The following is a 17,185-nucleotide window of genomic DNA, read 5'->3' as shown; positions in this document are numbered from 1 at the left end:
AAAAGGCGGGCCGCTCTGAAACCGGAGCGGCCCGGACCCTTGAAATGTCGCATAAACCGGCCCGCCGTCTCCTTGTCAGCGCAGCTTTCTGCGCCTCGCTTGCCGGGCTTCCCGTCGCAATCGCCGGCGCCTTCGATCTTCCGACCAGACGAACCGACCTTTCCGATGCGGACCTGAAGCGCGTTGCCGATATCGTCAGGCCGGCGGATGATTTCAGCAAGGCCGAGCCCTACGAAGCCATGCAGGCAGGTGCGGCAACATCCATCGATCCGGTCAACGAAGACAGCTTCTCGCATATTTCGGCCAATATCCCCTTCGAGGAAGAACAGAATTTCCGGCTCGGCAATGCGCTCTTCCGCAAGCTTTGGGTTTCGGCGCCATCCTCTACGCAAGCCTCCGATGGGCTCGGCCCGCTCTTCAACGCCCGTTCCTGCATGAGCTGCCACGCCAATGACGGTCGCGGCAAACCGCCGGAGGATGGTCCAAGCGCTACCTCGATGGTCCTGCGCATTGCCCGTGCAGCGAAGACAGCGGAGGAAGAAAAAGCAATCGCCGACGCCGATGTCATCAATTTCCCCGATCCTGTTTACGGCCACCAACTTCAGGACCTCGCGGTTCCGGGGCTTGCCGCCGAAGGCAAGGTTGCTGTCACCTATATCGAGGAGACCGTCACGCTTGCGGGCGGGGAGACGGTTAGCCTGCGCAGACCCGCTTATTCCGCCAAGGATCTCGCCTACGGGCCGCTCGATCCGGCAACAACGATCTCAGCACGCGTCGCCCCGGCGATGATCGGCCTCGGGCTGATCGAGGCAATTCCCGCGGCGGATATTCTCGCGCATGCCGATCCCGATGATCTCGATCACGACGGCATATCCGGCAAGGCCGCCATCGTACGCGACCATCGCACCGGCGAGATCACGCTCGGTCGTTTCGGCTGGAAGGCGCAGAACGCCAATGTGCGCGATCAGAGCGCCGACGCCTTCTCCAACGATATCGGCATTTCGACACCGGACAAACCAGATGCCCATGGCGATTGCACCGCGGCTGAGACAAAGTGCCTCGCCATGCCTGATGGCGTACAGAAACGCCTCGGCAACGAGGAAGCGCCCGGCCCGGTACTCGATCTCGTCACCTTCTATTCCGAGAACCTCGCGGTACCGGCCCGCCGCAAGGCAAGCTTTGCCGGCACGCTGCGTGGTAAGCAGCTTTTCTACGATTCGGGCTGCATTTCCTGCCATGTTCCGAAGTTCGTCACCCGACGCGATACGGCTGAGAAGGCGCAATCCTTCCAGCTCATCTGGCCCTATTCCGATTTCCTGCTGCACGACATGGGCGACGATCTGGCCGACGGACAGCAAGTGGGGCTTGCAAGCGGACGTGAATGGCGCACACCACCGCTATGGGGTATAGGACTGACCCGGACTGTCAGCGGACACAGCTTCTTCCTGCACGACGGCCGCGCCAGAAATCTCACCGAAGCAATTCTCTGGCATGGCGGCGAAGCTGAAAAAGCCCGCAACACATTCTCCTCGCTGTCAAAAGACGATAGAGAGGCCCTGATTACATTCCTGGAGTCACTCTGATGCGCCCCTGGCACACCCTCCTTTGCCTCGCCTTGACCGGCCTTGCCACATCGGCTGCCGCCCAGAGCGCCGCGCCGCCCGCTTCGGGCCTCAACGAGGATGCCGTGCCATCGGTCATGCAGCGTGCCGTCGATGAGGTCATTCGGCCCGGCTACCGCAACATGCAGCAATCGGCCGCACGCCTGACGACCGCCATGAACGACCTCTGCGCTTTCGGTACGCAGCAGACGCTCGACCGCGCCAAGTCCGCCTTCGACGATACGATCCGCTACTGGTCGACGATCGAGATCGTGCAGACCGGCCCTGTCATCCAGGACAATCTCTTCGAGCACATCCTCTTCTATCCCGACCGCAAGGGTGTCGGCCTCAAGCAGGTTCAGGCGCTGATCGCCAAGGCCGATCCGAAGGACGCGACCGTCGATGCCATCGCCGGCAAGAGTGTGGCCTTGCAGGGCCTGACCGCGCTGGAATATGTGCTTTACGGCAATGGTTCCGACGACCTGATCAACCAGAAGGGTGGCTTCCGCTGCCTCTACGGCCAGGCGGTCGCCGGCAATATCCAGCGCGAGGCTGGCGAAGTCGTCGCGGCCTGGGAGAAGCCTGACGGCGTGCAGGCGAGCTGGAAGCATCCCGGACCGCAGAGCGACGATTTCATGGATAACAAGGAGGCTGTCACCGCCCTTCTCGGTATCCTCGTCCATGGTGCTGAAAATGTCCGCGACCAGCGGCTGGAGCAGTTCTACAAGGGCAAGGATACGCCTGCCCGCCCGCGCATGGCGATCTACTGGCGTTCGAAGAATACCTGGAAGTCCATGGCCGCCAATCTCGAAGGCATCCGAACGCTCTGGCAGAAGGCCGGCATGGCCGAGTTGCTGCCGCCGGAAAAGAAGCAGATTGCCGATGCGATCGACACCAAGCTCAAGACGATCATCGACAGCGTCTCCAAGCTGAACCCGGATATCGAAGTCGCCGTCAGCGATGCGGAAAAGGCCAAGCTCGATACGCTGCTGACGGAAAGCCGCGACCTCATCACCACGATCAGCGACCAGTATGGCGCCGCGATCGGCCTTTCGGCGGGCTTCTCCTTCTCGGACGGAGACTGAGCCGATGTGGCGCAGCGCCGCCATCGACCGACGCGGCTTCATCAAGGCCGCCGGCATCGGCTTCCTGGCCGCGCTGAAGCCACAGGCGCTGTTGGCGCTCGACCGCGCGGATGCAGTCTATGCCTCTGGCATCCGTGCTGCCAACGGCTCCTTTGCCGTGGCGACGGTCACCAAACGCGGGGAGATCGTCGATCAGGTGGTGCTTCCCGCCCGCGCCCATGGTATGGCCCATTGCAGCGCAACTGGGCACACAGTCGCCTTCGCCCGCCGGCCCGGCACTTTCGCCATGATCTTCGATCCCTGGAACAAGGGCGAACCCATCGTCATCACCTCGCCGGAAGGCCGGCATTTCTACGGCCACGGTGCTTTTTCGCCGGATGGGCGGCTGCTCTATGCCAGTGAGAACGACTTCGACAACAACAGGGGCATGATTGGCCTCTACGATGCGACGAACCGTTTCGTCCGCATCGGCGAATATGAAACCTATGGCGTCGGCCCGCATGACATGACGGTTTCCGATGACGGCCGCATGTTGATCGTTGCCAATGGCGGCATCGAGACACATCCGGACTTTGGCCGTACCAAGCTCAATCTCGGCAACATGCAGCCGTCGCTGGCGCTCATCGATGCGGCGACCGGCACACTGATCGAAAAACATGCCCTGCCGCCCCAATGGTCGTCGGTCTCGACGCGGCATGTCGATATCGATGCCAGCGGCCGCATCTGGTTTGCCTGCCAGTACGAGGGGCACCGCAGGGATCTGCCGCCGCTCGTCGGCCATTTCGCCAAGGGCGAGGATCTTGTTTTCATCGATCTGCCCGAGGAGACGACACGGCGGCTTGCCAACTATGTCGGTGCGATCGCGGTCAACCGGAAGGACGGGCTCGTCGGCGTCACCTCGCCGATCGCCGGTGCGTCCGTCACCATCGATGCGAAAACGGGCAAGGTGCTGCGCGAGGAAAGCATTCCCGATGCCGCCGGCATTGCGCCTGCTCCCAGTGGCTTTGCCGTTTCATCCTATGACGGCGACTTCCTTTCGACCCATAGCGATGTCGCATGGGACCAGCATATCGTGCGCATCGCTCAGCAAGCTTTGCTGCGGTAAGCCTTCCAGTCCCTTTCAATGGCTTCCGCTGCTGCCCGTGCTGCCTCGTAGAGCCAATCCTCGCCGCGGGAACGCAGGTCATTGCGAATTGCCGCGGCACCCGCTGCGTCATCCGAATGACAGTTGGCGATCTCAAAGCCCATCAATTCCAGCATTGAACCGTTCAACAGGGTCTTCGCGTCGGTCTTGATCTCGATCTTGCGGCTGTTCGGCGAAAGCCTGCGAACGAGAATGCGACCGGTCACCATGAAATGGGGATCGGGGCTGCGCATCCGCCCGGCAGCGATGACCCCGGTTCTGATGACGTGATCTCCAGACCTTGCCAGCGACCAGGCGGAGGGCACAAGCGCCTTGGCTTCACGCAGCACGGGTCCGCCGCGCCACTCCTTCACATAGGCGACGAAACGCGGCCGCCCGAGACTTCCCGTCCCCTTCGTCACCGGTGCGGGCGTGGCGTTTCCCGAACCCTTTGGTAGAGCATTTTTCAAGGCCTCGACAAAACGGCCTGGGGCCGGCTTTTTGCCGGGCTTACGCTTGTCGCATTTTTTCCAGAAATCTTTCCGCTCATCTTCCGAAAGCAAAAGTTTATCGCGGAGCCACGGATGATCGCGCTCCAGGATGATCGGAGCCGGGTGATCGAGGCCGCGCACATAGCCGGCGAGGATGAGCTCGGCGATCGCCCTGCCGGAAATCCCGTCGTCCGGCTGAGCCAGAACGGCGCTCGCCACCAGCCGCACGAGATCCAGCCCATAAGGCATGATCGCCGCGTCGTCGAAATCATTGGCGCCCCAGACGAGCCGCCCCTCGATATCCCGCCAGGTGCCGAAATTCTCCAGATGCGTGTCGCCGATCGACAGCACTTGCGGCATGTCGGCAAGCTCCGGCCTGACGTCGTAGATGATCTCCGCCCAACGCCAGTAGGTTGCGCGCAAGAAGACGAAGGCGTCCTCGCACATCTTCCGGTGTTTCTCGTCAACATCGTCCTGCACGAACTCGCCCTGCAGCTCGTTTGCCAGCCACGCCTCGTAATCGCTCATAGATTGAGAAAACGTTTTCATTAGCTCGCCCTCAGGTTTGATTGATCATAATCCTGTTGAGCGTCATTCAGAAGAGATCCCGTGGCAAAATAAGCAAAAGCGATTCTCAACCGCAAGAGATTGCGCGGACAAACATCCGACAGGCCACGTGATCGAAAAGCCGTAGCTTGAGACAAAAGCTCAGTGAGCCGGATTGCAATCTTGTCGAATCCGCCCGGCCATGCCACTTTCGCGGCGATGAGAGGGACTGCGATGAACGACACCGACAGGGGCGATTTCCGGGAACGGATCCGCCAGAATTTTTCCCGCCAGGCGGCCATGCATACGATCGGCGCGGAGCTGACGCGCGTCGAGCACGGCATGGTGGAAATCGAACTTCCCTTCGACGTCAAACTGACACAGCAGCACGGCATTTTGCACGCGGGCATCATTTCCGCGGCGCTCGATTCGGCCTGCGGTTTTGCCGCCTATAGTGTTATCGATGCCGATGCCTCGATCCTCACGATCGAGTTCAAGGTCAACCTCATGTCGCCGGGGCGCGGCGAGCGTTTCCTCTTCAGGGGCGAGATCACCAAGCCCGGCTCCAACATCATCGTCGCCGATGGGCGAGGTTATGCGATCAGCGACGGGCCGGCCAAGCTCATCGCGTCCATGACCGGGACGATGATGGTCATTCGCGGAAGAGAGGGAATTACGGGATGAAATTCGAACTGAAGTCGGTCGCAGGCAAGTCCATCCTGTTCGTCATGGCCGCGGAGGCCGAATATGGTCCCTTCCTGCGTTCGCGTATCGAGCCGCTGATGACCGGCGTCGGCCCTGTCGAGGCTGCAATCGCGATCTCCAAGTCGCTCTCCCGTCTCGATGCGTCCGACGATCTGCCCGATCTGGTCGTCTCGCTCGGCTCTGCGGGTTCGGCGCGCCTGCAGCAGACCGAAGTCTATCAGGTCACCGCCGTCTCCTATCGTGACATGGACGCCTCACCGCTCGGCTTCGAAAAGGGCAAGACACCGTTTCTCGACCTGCCGGCCGATCTCGAACTGCCGCTGCGTATTCCCGGCATTCCCGAGGCCACCCTTTCCACCGGCGGCAACGTCGTCTCGGGTGCCGCCTACGCCAATATCACAGCCGACATGGTCGACATGGAGACCTATGCCGTGCTGCGCGCCTGCCAGGGATACAAACTGCCGCTGATCGGCCTTCGCGGCATTTCCGACGGCGCGGTCGAGCTGCAGCATATTTCCGGCTGGACCGAATATCTGCATATCGTCGACCGCAAGCTTTCCTACGCCGTCGACAGCCTGTTTACCGCTTTGGAAGACGGCGTTTTCTGGTTCTGAAGCATGTCGCGCAAAAGTGTGCCGCGGCTTTACGATAATGACATGCGAAGACAAAAGCTTGAAGCGTGGCAGCGAATTTGAACGATCGCGACACGCTTCAAGCGCTGAGAACAGGGACAATCGGGACAATAAAACCCGGCTGCGGCCGAATTCCCGGATTGCAAGAAGAGGCGCTTTTCATTAAAGGCTCGCCATGACCCAGACAGCACATCCCGATAGCGTTCTCATCGTCGATTTCGGCAGCCAGGTGACCCAGCTCATCGCACGACGCGTGCGCGAAACTGGTGTCTATTGCGAGATCGTTCCCTTCCAGTCTGCCGAGGAGGGCTTCAGGCGCCTTCAGCCGAAAGCCGTGATCCTGTCCGGCAGCCCGGCCTCGACGGTCGATGAAGGATCGCCCCGGGCGCCGCAGGTCATCTTCGACAGCGGCCTTCCGGTCTTCGGCATCTGCTATGGCCAGCAGACGATGTGCATGCAGCTCGGCGGCATGGTGGAAAGCGGTCATCACCGCGAATTCGGCCGTGCATTCCTCGAGGTCGATGAGGACTGCGCCTTGTTCGAAGGCCTCTGGTCCAAGGGTTCGCGCCATCAGGTCTGGATGAGCCACGGCGACCGCGTGACGAAACTGCCCGAGGGCTTCGAGGTTGTCGCAACCTCGTCCAACGCGCCTTACGCCTTCATTGCCGACGAGAAACGCAAATATTACGGCGTGCAGTTCCATCCGGAAGTCGTGCATACCCCCGATGGCGCCAAGCTGATCGCGAATTTCATCCACAACATCGCCGGCATCCAGGGGGACTGGACCATGTCCGCCTACCGCCAGAAGGCTGTCGAGGACATCCGCCGCCAAGTCGGCGACAAGCGCGTCATCTGCGCGCTATCAGGCGGCGTGGATTCCTCGGTTGCAGCCTTGCTCATTCACGAAGCCGTCGGCGACCAGTTGACCTGCATCCTCGTCGACCACGGCCTTATGCGCAAGGACGAGGCCGCAGGCGTCGTCGCCATGTTCCGCGAGCACTACAATCTGCACCTGATCCATGTCGACGCCGCCGACCGCTTCATCGGCGAGCTCGAAGGCGTTTCCGACCCGGAAACCAAGCGCAAGATCATCGGCCGCCTGTTCATCGAGACTTTCGAGGACGAGGCGAAGAAGCTCGGCGGCGCCGATTTCCTCGGCCAGGGCACGCTCTATCCCGATGTGATCGAATCGGTCTCCTTCACCGGCGGCCCTTCCGTCACCATCAAGTCGCACCACAATGTCGGCGGCCTGCCGGAGCGCATGAAGATGCAGCTCGTCGAGCCGCTGCGCGAACTCTTCAAGGATGAAGTACGCGCTCTCGGCAAGGAACTCGGCCTGCCGGACAGCTTTATCGGCCGTCACCCTTTCCCGGGTCCAGGCCTTGCCATCCGCTGCCCAGGCGGCATCACCCGCGAGAAGCTCGATATCCTGCGCGAAGCCGATGCGATCTATCTCGACGAGATCCGCAAGGCCGGTCTCTATGACGCGATCTGGCAGGCTTTCGCCGTGCTGCTGCCCGTCCAGACCGTCGGCGTCATGGGCGACGGCCGTACCTATGAATTCGTCTGCGCACTGCGTGCCGTGACCTCCGTCGACGGCATGACGGCGGATTTTTATCACTACGACATGGAATTCCTCGGCCGCGCCGCCACCCGCATCATCAACGAAGTCCGCGGTATCAACCGCGTGGTTTACGACGTGACAAGCAAGCCGCCCGGCACGATCGAGTGGGAGTGAGGGGGGAACGGTGGTGATCGCGCAGTCTAAGCGCCAATTTTCGCTGCCGTGTCTGTTTCATCCATTTGGGCTGTGCTTGAATGGCGCCTCCCAAAAAAGCGGGCGTTATTGGTTGCTCGCCGCCCTCCTTCGCGGCCTCGTCTAGGCTATCCGCCCGCGTGGTCGTTGCTACCGTGCGCGGCGATGAACATGGCAACAGCCGACCGGCAATAGGATTCGATTTCGTTGTCGTCCTCTGCTCTCGCCTGATCGAAGCGTGCGATAGTCAGGAGATCGGATCCTTTGAAAAGCGCGGCAAACAAGCGGGCGGACCGGTGAGGATCGGGCACGTTCAGAACCGCCTTCGCATGCAATTGACGCAACAGGGCCTCGATTTGGGCGATGATGTGGGCGGGGCCGGCTTCATAATGGAGCTTGCTCAACGACTTTTGACTCGTCACGTCGGCCATGACCATGGCTTCGACACTGCGGACGTCCGGGCGCAACAGCGTGCGAAGCAGTGATGATCCCACCCCCATGAGCTGATCTTCGGCCGAACCGTCCACGCCTTCAAAAAGGGCCTGTGGTATTAACTGATGGCAGCGGGCCGCAAACGCCGCGCCAAACAGCGCCTCTTTGTTCTCGAAGTGCCTGTAAATGCTGAGCTTGGATATCTTCGCCCGCTGGGCGACCATGTCTAATGTCGTCGCTTGGAAACCCAATTCTGCAAAGAGTTCGCCCGCGGCGTCGACTATGGTTTGGCCAAGCGCCTCGTTGATGGGCCGGCCGCGTCGGCCTCGACTATTTTCGGTCACGACAATTCCAGTCCTTGACAGTATCTTTATTCTTGAATTACGATACTATGCAGTGTCCGAAATCCCAAGAGCGGATTTCATCGTGTCTGCCAAATCAAGTTTCCCTTGGCCGCCCAGCGATATCGAATGCGCATCGCTGAACGATATTGCGCGCCAGGCTCAGCCCCCCTCCATCCACAACACGGAGCCCATCGCCATGGATGACGTCATCATCATCGGCGGCAGCTTTGCCGGTCTCGCAGGCGCTCTGCAGCTCGGCCGTGCCCGCCGCAAGGTCACTGTTCTCGATACCGGCCTGCCGCGCAACCGCTTCGCCGGCCACTCGCATGGTCTGCTCGGCCACGATCACAAGCCGCCGCTGGACATCCTGGCCGAGGCGCGGCAGCAGCTGGCGCGCTATCCCACGGTCAAGCTGGTCAATGCCCGGGCCGACAGCCTCTCTGGTACCATCGACAATTTCTCGGTCCTCACTGACGATGGCGCAAGCCTTGGGGCGCGCCGCCTGATCCTGAGTTATGGCGTCGCCGACCAGATGCCTGATGTTCCGGGCTTTGCCGAAGGCTGGGGCACGTCCATCGTGCCCTGCCCCTATTGCGACGGCTTTGAAGTCGCCGGCCAGCATTGGGGCCTCGTCTGGTCCGGCCCGCAGTCGCACAATCAGGTCAGGCTGTTCCACGATTGGACCGACAGGTTGACGCTCTTCGCCGATGGTCACGACATTCTGCCCGATATCCGGTCCGATCTGGCGCGTCGCAACATACCAGTCGTCGAGGGCCGGATCACCGAGATCGCCCGTCACGGGGGCCATAGCGCCACCGTCAAGCTCGATACCGGCTCCGATGTCGCAGTCGACATCCTGTTCGCGCATCCGCGCAACAAGCCGTCCGCAAGCCTGCATGAATCACTGGGTCTCGCCGCGGTCGATACGCCCCTCGGCATCGCCCTCAAGGTCGACGAGCGCCGCGAAACCAGCATGCCCGGCATCTACGCCGCCGGCGACCTCGCCAACCCCGGCATGCCCTCGGTCACCACGGCATCATGGCAAGGCGCGATGGCGGGTATCTTCGCCCAGCAGTCGATGCTAGTTTGAGAGTACAGATTGGAGATGAGCATGGCCGTCGAACCGGACAGTGCGGGTGTGCGCTTCCCTCCGCCCTTCGTCTATCTGGGAGCGCTGCTGTTGGGGCTGGCGGCGGAGCGGTTCGTCACCCTGCGCTCTTTCGGCATCGACTGGCGGTTGCTGGCCGCGACGGGCGCGCTGCTGTTCGTTGCCGGCGCGGGGATGATGCTTGCGGCGGCGGGGCTGTTCCGGCGGCTTGGCACCAACGTTCCGCCGTGGCAACCAACGACCCTCATCGCAACGACCGGTCCTTATCGGTGGACCCGCAATCCCATGTATCTCGGCATGGCACTTGTCTATGCCGGCCTTGCGATCGGCTTCGACGGGCCGATCGCCTTCGCCTTGCTTCCGTTGGTGCTGATCGCGATCCAGACGCAGGTGATCGCCCGCGAGGAGCGCTACCTCGAAGCGAAGTTCGGCGACGACTACCGCCGCTACAAGGCCAAGGTTCGCCGCTGGCTCTGACTATTCCGCCGCTGCCGCCTGCGGGGCCTTCTGATAAACCAGCACCGGCTTCCTTGCCGCGAGCTATCATATTCTGAAGGTTGCGGCCGGTGTCACGGAACGCGGACCCTCTCTCCCCTGAGAGGCGTCTTTGGCCGGTCAGTGGGTCCGGAAAGGCGATCGACTTCGATAGATGCCGAAACCGCACAAAAAATTTTCGTGCTATTTTTCCCCTTTGAAATCAAAACTGTAACATTTTGACGGCCCATGGGTCGGCTTTTCGCGCGGCACGAAAAAACCTAGCCATATCAATGACCTAACTAGATTTGGAACAATCGAGTGGGAGTGACGGGCGCGCGCTGTCATTTCGATGAATTTGGTGTTCTCAATTTTGATATAGGTCGATTTCTATCGAGAGATCAGTGAGCCAATTCGAGAAATCCTCGATCACGAAGTAAAGACTCCGTAAATCCAGGCACTCTGTGGCAATTCGAATAGGAGAGCCGTCCAGCTCGGTCGAATAGCGGAAGGTTATCGAACGCGGGTCGATAGAAGCCAGTTCAACTATGCGCGCGAGCATATGCTCCAAACAGCATTTGGCATCGCTATCAAAATTGCTTGTGGCGTTTCGAAACGCTTCAACAAGCACATATAGGTCGTGCCCAGCACCTTTGGGAATTTCTCCGCCTGCATATTGGATGTGCCACTTAAGTGCGACTTCAACAGCGTGGCGAAAATTAAATAGCGCGGGAAAAATCAAGGTGCTGGCCAACAATGGCGTTAGTAGCATCTCTCGAAGCAAGATCAGACTTGCGTTGAGATAACCTGCCCAAATTCTACTCTCTCGCCATCTGTCTTCGAATGGAAACTCAATAGCGATGCCACCTATCTTCGGTGGCGCAAGTAACCGCGCGTCAGTATCCTTTTGAAACTCAAGATAAAGTTCGATTTCCTCTTCGTCACTTGCAGACATCACCACACACCAAAGGTCGTTGACTATTTTTGCCGCAGACGCGTTGCCACAAAATACAGCCAAGCCAGCCTGCTGAGTGATTTTAACGCCTTAAAGTTCGGTAAGCACAGCGGCTCGCTGCCGCTGGTCGACTAAGAATTGCACCCAGAAAAAATCAACCTCGGACAGCAAGGTAAAACAGCGCCACACAAGGTTGCTGTTTGACCTTTTCACCTCATCACTGTGAAAGCCGCTGTTCCTTAAAGCCCGAGACGCGCCTCCCAGGGATGATCGCCGCCAACTCATCAACCCGAGGTAAGTCGATGCCAATCATTACATTTGCGAATACGAAAGGGGGCGCCGGCAAGACGACGGTCGCTCTCGTTCTTGCCACAGAACTGGCTCGCCGTGGCCATCGCGTTTCCGTTCTGGATGCCGATCCGCAGCAATGGGCCAGCCGCTGGCACCGTCTGTCCGGTGAAGCAGCCGAATTCGCCGTGATCTCCAATGTCGCGGAAGATACGATCGAACAGCAGATCAAGGATCTCAAGAAGCGCGGCGGTTATATCATCGTCGACCTGCCGGCCGGCATGAGCCCGTTGATGGCGAAGGCCATCGGCTTTTCCGATCATGTGATGGTTCCGGTGCAGGGCTGCGCCATGGATGCCGTCGGCGGCGCGCAGGTGCTGGAGATCATGAAGCAGCTTGCTTCCCAGCACGATATCCGCATCCCGCATTCGGTCGTGCTGACCCGCATCAGCTCGATCATCACCACGCGTGCGCTCTTGGCCGTCAAGGGACTGCTAGCACAGCAGCAGGTGAACGTCATCGATACGGCACTGATCGAACGCGCCGCATACCGCGACATGTTCGTCTCCGGCGGCAGCCTCTATACGATGGATCCTGCCCGCGTCAGCAACCTCGACAAGGCACAGGGCAATGCTCGCATGCTGGCGGATGACATTCTTCGTCTCGTGCCGCCGAAGGCCGCGCGCGCCAAGTCTTCAAAGAAGGCAACTGACGTCGTCAAGAACGCTGCTTAAGACGTGCAGTCCCCCGTTCATTCGATGTTTGCAAACGGCTGCCTTTCGGTAGCCGTTTGTGTTTCGAGCATAACGTTTGCGATAAATGTTCTTGTTTTGTTCTTTACAAAAAGATCAACTTCGGTAAGCTCCTCCTTGTACAACAAGGAGGCGGGCGATGCAGTCCGTAGTTCAAATGCCTCATTTTCCACTCGATCCGAATGGCTCAGGTCTCCGGAAGAAATCCAGTCCCGTTGGGGAACGTCACCACAGATTGTTCTTCATGCTTCGCCCGACCATCGAAGCGGCATCCGAAGCGCTGGAGATCGCTCAAGCCCGTCGCTACGCCCATTCGCTGACCGGACCTTCGCGGCCCCGCGAGCTGCTTCATGTCACGCTGAATGGCATCGGCGCTTACCGCAGGCTACCACAGGATATCGTGTTCGGCGCAGAACAGGTTGCCGCGACAGTGCGCGCCCGGCCGTTCGATCTCGTGCTCGATGAAGTCATGAGCTTCAGCCATCCAGGCGAACCGCAGGCCTTCGTCATCTGCAGCAGGCGGGAAAACGAGGCGCTGCAGGATCTTCGTCGCCAAATCCAGGAGGGCTTATACGAGGCTGGATTGCCCTATAACCTCGGTGGCCATCTGACGCCGCACATGACGCTCCTCTACGATCGCAAAACGGTTCTGCCTGAAAAGCTCAACCGGCCAGTGCAGTGGAATATTCGCGAATTCCTGCTGATCCATAGCATCTATGGAAAGAGCGAGCACAACGTCGTCGGCCGTTGGCCGCTGCTCGGCTGAGCCGCGCTTGCGCCTTGGATGGGGATTCGCATAAGACTTCCCACCCAATACGAAATGCGGAGCAAGACAGTGGACGTTTCAGAGATCATCATCCCCGGCGATACGCCCGGCATCGAATGGAGGCTGCCGGTCATGCGTTTCAAGGGAAATGATCCTGCCGCGCCCAAGGTCTATATCCAGGCCGCACTGCACGCGAACGAACTGCCGGGAACGGCGCTGGCGCATTTCCTCTGCGGTAAGCTGCGGCAGGCCGAAAGCGAAGGGCGGATCACCGGCGATATCGCGCTCGTACCCCAGGCAAACCCGATCGGAGCGGCACAATCGCATTTCGGCGAACTGCAAGGCAGGTTCGATCTCGGTTCGAGGACCAACTTCAACCGCGACTTTCCACTGATCTCCGTCCGTGACCGGCCAGAACTCATTGACGAGCTTGATAAATATCCGGCTGCCGATCGCCTGAAGCGGGAGCTGATCCATATGGCGCTCGGCGCCGATCTGGTGATCGACCTGCATTGCGACGATGAATCGCTGCAGTATGCCTATATCGACGAAGCCTTCTGGCCGGAAGCGGCAGATCTTGCGAGCGCGCTCGAAATGGAGGCAGTGCTGCTTTCGGATGGTGAGAGCTCAGCCTTCGAAGAAGCGGTCGGCTTCGCCTGGAAATATGAGGTGCCGGGCGAGCGCAAGGCGAGGCTTCCGGGCAAGCTCTCCGTGACGGTGGAACTGCGCGGCCGGCGCGATGTCTATCCTGGCATGGCCGACAAAGACGCCGAAGGTCTTCTGCAGTTCCTAATCGGGCGCGGTGTCGTCAGTGGCAAAGCGGCCGGAGATGCTTCCTTCTCCGGGCCGGCCGTGCCGCTCGACAATGTCGAGATCGTACGCGCGCCGCAGGGCGGCACCGTGCTGTTTCACCGCAATATCGGCGAGCGCGTTTCGGAAGGAGAGCTTCTGGCCACGATCGTCACCCGCTCGGGCTTTGCCGAAGGCGATATCGATATCCGCGCGCCACAGGACGGGCTGCTGCTCACCCGCACGTCCGATCGGCTCGTACGCCGGCGTGGCGACCTGATGAAGATCGCGGCCGACCAACCGAGCAAGGCAACGCGAAAGGCCGGTACGCTGGAAGACTGACCGGCGTTCTTTTCCACATGCGCATGTAAGGCCCAGCGCAACTGTCACACAGGCTTCAAGAAAATCCGCCAAGCCGTGGCAGACATGTTGCGAAGGAGCTTTCATGCCGCATTACGACATTGCGATCGTCGGCGCGGGTATTGTTGGGCTGGCGCATGCGCTGGCGGCGGCAAAGCGCGGCAAACGGGTCGTCGTTATTGACCGCGACGCACAGGCAAATGGCGCCTCGGTGCGCAATTTCGGCTTTGTGACGGTGACTGGCCAGCAGGCCGGCGACTGCTGGGACATGGCACGCCAGGCCCGTGATATCTGGGCCGAGATTGTCGACGATGCCGGCATCGACGTCCTGCAGCGCGGGCTGCTGCTTGCTGCGAGGCTCGACGAATCCGAAGCCGTGATCGATGCCTTCCTGCGCACGGAGATGGGCGAAGGCTGCGAAAGGCTGACGCTCGACGAGGCGCGGCGGCTCGTGCCGGCACTGCGGCCGGAAGCAGGGCGTTTCACGCTCTACAGTCCGCATGAACTGCGCGTCGAATCCCGAACGGCCATTCCGCTGCTCGCCCGCTATCTCGAAGTCAAATATGGCATCGAGTTCCGCCGCTCCACAGCGGTGAGCGCAGTGGAACCGCCGCGGATCGAGACTTCAACCGGGTTGATCGAGGCGGAGACCGCGGTCGTCTGCCCCGGCGACGATTTCAAGAGCCTGTTTGCGGACCGGATTGCTGCCTACAACGTCACGCGCTGCAAGCTGCAGATGATGCGTGTCGTGCCGGCTCAGCGGGTTTCGCTGAGCACTGCCGTCATGTCCGATCTCGGGCTTGGGCGTTATCTCGGCTATGCCGAATTGCCCGAAGCGACGGCCCTGAAGGCGCGGCTCGACCGGGAATTCAAGCCGGAGCGGGAAAACGGCATCCACCTGATCGTCACGCAATCGGAGGATGGCTCGCTGATCGTCGGCGACAGTCATCATTACTCCGAAACGCCCGATCCTTTCGGTCTCGAGCGGGTCGACCGGCTGACCCTCGACGAGATGGACGCCGTGCTCAATCTGCCGGGACGCTTCATCACCGAGCGCTGGATCGGCACCTATGCCTCCGCCCCGGACCGCTGGCGCTTCACGGACAAACCTTCCGACGCCTTACGCGTCGTCGTCGTCACCGCGGGCTGCGGTGCTTCGACCGCCTTCGGCATCGGCGAGGAAACCATCGAGGATCTTTACGGGAGCGCAGCATGAGGCAATTCAAGGCAGTGATCGTCGACTGGGCCGGCACGATGATCGATTTCGGCTCTTTCGCACCGATGGGCGCCTTTGTGGGAACCTTCGGCAAATTCGGCGTCGAGGTGACGATCGCCGACGCCCGCAAGCCGATGGGGCTTCCGAAGCGGGCGCATATTGCCGCGATGCTGGCCGAGCCGCATATCGCTGCCCGCTGGCAGTCGGCACAAGGCGTGCTTCCGGACGAGGCGGCGATCGATAAGGTCTACGAGCTCTTCGTGCCGCTGAACGAAGCTGTCGTGGCCGACTATTGCACGCTGGTGCCGGGCGCGATCAAGACGATCGAATACCTGCGCGAGCGGCAGATGAAGATCGGCTCAACGACAGGCTATACACGCTCGATCATGGAGCGCGTGCTGCCGCTTGCCGCCGAACAGGGTTATGCGCCCGACAATCTGATCTGCGCCGACGATCTGCCGCTTGGCCGGCCGACGCCGATCGGTATGTATAAGTGCTTCCTCGACCTGATGGTCTATCCGGCCTCTGCCGTCCTGAAGGTCGATGACACTGAACCCGGCATTGCCGAGGGTGCTGCCGCAGGATGCGTAACCGTTGGCGTGACGCTCTCGGGCAACGAGGCGGGGCTGACACCTGAAGAGGCGGATGCGCTTTCGTCAGAGGCGCGTGCCGCGTTGCACAAACGGATCGGCGAGAAGCTGATTGCCGCCGGCGCCGACTACGTCATCGAGACCGTGGCCGACCTGCCAGCCCTTATCGAAGAGCTTGAGGGATAAAGGACTGACGGCGTTTGCAGCGCTCATCCAGCGTGGTATCTCCCTTAGGAATCAGGGAGATCGAACCGGCATGGCCGTCACCATCTACGGTATTAAGAACTGCGACACGATGAAGAAGGCCCGCAGCTGGCTGGACGAACACGCCGTCGCCTACGACTTTCACGACTACAAGGCCGTCGGCATCGACCGAGCGCATCTGGAACGCTGGATCGACGAGGCAGGCTGGGAGACGGTGCTGAATCGCGCCGGCACGACCTTCCGCAATCTGCCTGACGCCGCGCGCGAAAATCTCGACCGCGAGAAGGCGATCGCCCTGATGCTCGACCAGCCATCGATGATCAAGCGGCCGGTGCTGGAAACCGGCGGCAAGCTGCTGGTCGGCTTCAAGCCGGAGAACTACGCGCAGACGTTCAAAGGCTGAGCCATGTCCAAGAACACCCGCGCAACCCAGGTTCTCACACAGGCCGGCATCGCCTTTACGGTTCATACCTATGATTATGATCCAAGTGCCGAACGCGTCGGGCTGCAGGCTGCCGAAGCGCTGGGTGAAGAGCCGCATCGCGTGCTGAAGACGCTGATGGCGGAAGTCGATGGAAAGCCGGTCTGCGTGGTCGTGCCGTCCGATCGCGAGGTCAGCATGAAGAAGCTCGCCAGCGCCTTTCGCGGCAAATCCGCCAATATGATGAAACCTGCCGATGCCGAAAGACTGACGGGATACCATGTCGGCGGCATCAGCCCGTTCGGGCAGAGGAAGATCGTGCCGACAGCACTCGAGGAGACGGCGCTTGCAGAGCCGCTGGTCTACATCAACGGCGGACAGCGCGGTCTGCAGGTGCGGCTGGCCCCCAAGGACGCACTGAAAGCACTGAAAGCGACAGCCGCTGCCCTGATCGCCTGAGGCGAGATGAATTGGCCTGAGCGCTTCATTTTCGCCGTAAAGGGGTCTAAGTCTTTCACCTCCGTCGCAGATATCAAAAGGCAGGTTG

The 17,185-nt window shown here is 60.7% G+C and carries 18 protein-coding genes; 15 read left to right on the top strand and 3 right to left on the bottom strand.

Annotation, left to right across the window (positions count from 1 at the left end; genetic code table 11):
• Nucleotides 1–44 precede the first annotated feature (44 nt).
• From FHT87_RS09750 to FHT87_RS09740, 3 genes are read left to right on the top strand one after another with little or no spacing between them, the layout of a single operon-like run.
• Nucleotides 45–1,583, top strand: coding sequence for a di-heme oxidoredictase family protein (locus tag FHT87_RS09750; RefSeq protein ID WP_183801448.1), 1,539 nt, complete (start codon nucleotides 45–47; stop codon nucleotides 1,581–1,583).
• Entirely contained in the window at nucleotides 1,583–2,686 is a 1,104-nt protein-coding gene (locus FHT87_RS09745) for an imelysin family protein (RefSeq protein WP_183727778.1), read from the top strand. The genes FHT87_RS09750 and FHT87_RS09745 overlap by 1 nt, the downstream gene beginning before the upstream one ends.
• A gap of 4 nt (nucleotides 2,687–2,690) precedes the next feature.
• A complete protein-coding gene (locus tag FHT87_RS09740) occupies nucleotides 2,691–3,791 on the top strand; it encodes a DUF1513 domain-containing protein (RefSeq protein WP_183801444.1) in 1,101 nt (366 codons plus the stop codon).
• Here the strand turns inward: FHT87_RS09740 and FHT87_RS09735 are convergent.
• Nucleotides 3,770–4,849 (bottom strand): DUF2252 family protein, encoded by a 1,080-nt coding sequence (locus tag FHT87_RS09735; RefSeq protein WP_183801442.1) that lies wholly within the window; start codon nucleotides 4,847–4,849, stop codon nucleotides 3,770–3,772. The two genes, FHT87_RS09740 and FHT87_RS09735, sit on opposite strands and share 22 nt — an antisense overlap.
• A gap of 231 nt (nucleotides 4,850–5,080) precedes the next feature.
• Between FHT87_RS09735 and FHT87_RS09730 the strand changes: the two genes are divergently transcribed.
• The 3 genes from FHT87_RS09730 to guaA all read left to right on the top strand — a co-directional run bounded on the left by FHT87_RS09730 (nucleotide 5,081) and on the right by guaA (nucleotide 7,921).
• The gene (locus tag FHT87_RS09730) at nucleotides 5,081–5,530 is read left to right on the top strand and encodes a PaaI family thioesterase (RefSeq protein ID WP_183802656.1); all 450 of its coding nucleotides are present in this window, start codon (nucleotides 5,081–5,083) and stop codon (nucleotides 5,528–5,530) included.
• Nucleotides 5,527–6,165, top strand: coding sequence for a 5'-methylthioadenosine/S-adenosylhomocysteine nucleosidase (locus tag FHT87_RS09725; protein ID WP_183727770.1), 639 nt, complete (start codon nucleotides 5,527–5,529; stop codon nucleotides 6,163–6,165). Before FHT87_RS09730 ends, FHT87_RS09725 begins: the two co-directional genes overlap by 4 nt.
• Nucleotides 6,166–6,358: 193 nt before the next feature.
• Nucleotides 6,359–7,921 carry a glutamine-hydrolyzing GMP synthase gene (guaA, locus tag FHT87_RS09720; RefSeq protein ID WP_183727768.1) on the top strand — a complete coding sequence of 521 codons (1,563 nt, stop codon included), beginning with the start codon at nucleotides 6,359–6,361 and terminating at the stop codon, nucleotides 7,919–7,921.
• Nucleotides 7,922–8,067: 146 nt separating this feature from the next.
• Here the strand turns inward: guaA and FHT87_RS09715 are convergent, their stop codons facing one another.
• A complete protein-coding gene (locus FHT87_RS09715) occupies nucleotides 8,068–8,715 on the bottom strand; it encodes a TetR/AcrR family transcriptional regulator (protein ID WP_183801439.1) in 648 nt (215 codons plus the stop codon).
• A 196-nt stretch (nucleotides 8,716–8,911) separates the two neighbouring features.
• On the opposite strand from FHT87_RS09715, the gene FHT87_RS09710 reads away from it, so the two are divergent.
• Nucleotides 8,912–9,805 (top strand): NAD(P)/FAD-dependent oxidoreductase, encoded by an 894-nt coding sequence (locus FHT87_RS09710; protein WP_183802653.1) that lies wholly within the window; start codon nucleotides 8,912–8,914, stop codon nucleotides 9,803–9,805.
• Between the two features lie 21 nt (nucleotides 9,806–9,826).
• A complete protein-coding gene (locus tag FHT87_RS09705) occupies nucleotides 9,827–10,300 on the top strand; it encodes an isoprenylcysteine carboxylmethyltransferase family protein (RefSeq protein ID WP_183801436.1) in 474 nt (157 codons plus the stop codon).
• A 364-nt stretch (nucleotides 10,301–10,664) separates the two neighbouring features.
• Here FHT87_RS09705 and FHT87_RS09700 read toward each other — a convergent pair whose 3' ends face one another.
• Entirely contained in the window at nucleotides 10,665–11,315 is a 651-nt protein-coding gene (locus tag FHT87_RS09700; RefSeq protein WP_183801433.1) for a hypothetical protein, read from the bottom strand.
• 239 nt (nucleotides 11,316–11,554) lie between these two features.
• On the opposite strand from FHT87_RS09700, the gene FHT87_RS09695 reads away from it, so the two are divergent.
• The 7 genes from FHT87_RS09695 (at nucleotide 11,555) to ybaK (ending at nucleotide 17,097) form a co-directional block, all read left to right on the top strand.
• Nucleotides 11,555–12,274, top strand: a complete 720-nt coding sequence (locus FHT87_RS09695) for a ParA family protein (protein ID WP_183801430.1) — start codon at nucleotides 11,555–11,557, stop codon at nucleotides 12,272–12,274.
• A 262-nt stretch (nucleotides 12,275–12,536) separates the two neighbouring features.
• Entirely contained in the window at nucleotides 12,537–13,058 is a 522-nt protein-coding gene (locus FHT87_RS09690; RefSeq protein ID WP_183801427.1) for a 2'-5' RNA ligase family protein, read from the top strand.
• Between the two features lie 69 nt (nucleotides 13,059–13,127).
• Nucleotides 13,128–14,189, top strand: coding sequence for a succinylglutamate desuccinylase/aspartoacylase family protein (locus FHT87_RS09685; RefSeq protein ID WP_183801424.1), 1,062 nt, complete (start codon nucleotides 13,128–13,130; stop codon nucleotides 14,187–14,189).
• 103 nt (nucleotides 14,190–14,292) lie between these two features.
• Nucleotides 14,293–15,423, top strand: coding sequence for a TIGR03364 family FAD-dependent oxidoreductase (locus FHT87_RS09680; RefSeq protein ID WP_183801421.1), 1,131 nt, complete (start codon nucleotides 14,293–14,295; stop codon nucleotides 15,421–15,423).
• Nucleotides 15,420–16,199, top strand: coding sequence for a phosphonoacetaldehyde hydrolase (phnX, locus tag FHT87_RS09675; RefSeq protein WP_183801418.1), 780 nt, complete (start codon nucleotides 15,420–15,422; stop codon nucleotides 16,197–16,199). The genes FHT87_RS09680 and phnX overlap by 4 nt, the downstream gene beginning before the upstream one ends.
• A gap of 70 nt (nucleotides 16,200–16,269) precedes the next feature.
• Nucleotides 16,270–16,620: an ArsC family reductase gene (locus tag FHT87_RS09670; protein WP_183801415.1), complete on the top strand. Its 351-nt coding sequence runs from the start codon at nucleotides 16,270–16,272 to the stop codon at nucleotides 16,618–16,620.
• 3 nt (nucleotides 16,621–16,623) lie between these two features.
• The gene (gene ybaK, locus FHT87_RS09665; RefSeq protein WP_183801412.1) at nucleotides 16,624–17,097 is read left to right on the top strand and encodes a Cys-tRNA(Pro) deacylase; all 474 of its coding nucleotides are present in this window, start codon (nucleotides 16,624–16,626) and stop codon (nucleotides 17,095–17,097) included.
• The last annotated feature ends 88 nt before the right edge of the window (nucleotides 17,098–17,185 follow it).

The organism is Rhizobium sp. BK316, from assembly GCF_014193695.1.
Taxonomy (GTDB): Bacteria; Pseudomonadota; Alphaproteobacteria; order Rhizobiales; family Rhizobiaceae; genus Rhizobium.
Note: the sequence above shows the minus strand (reverse complement) of the source record. Positions and strands in the feature narration are given on the sequence as shown.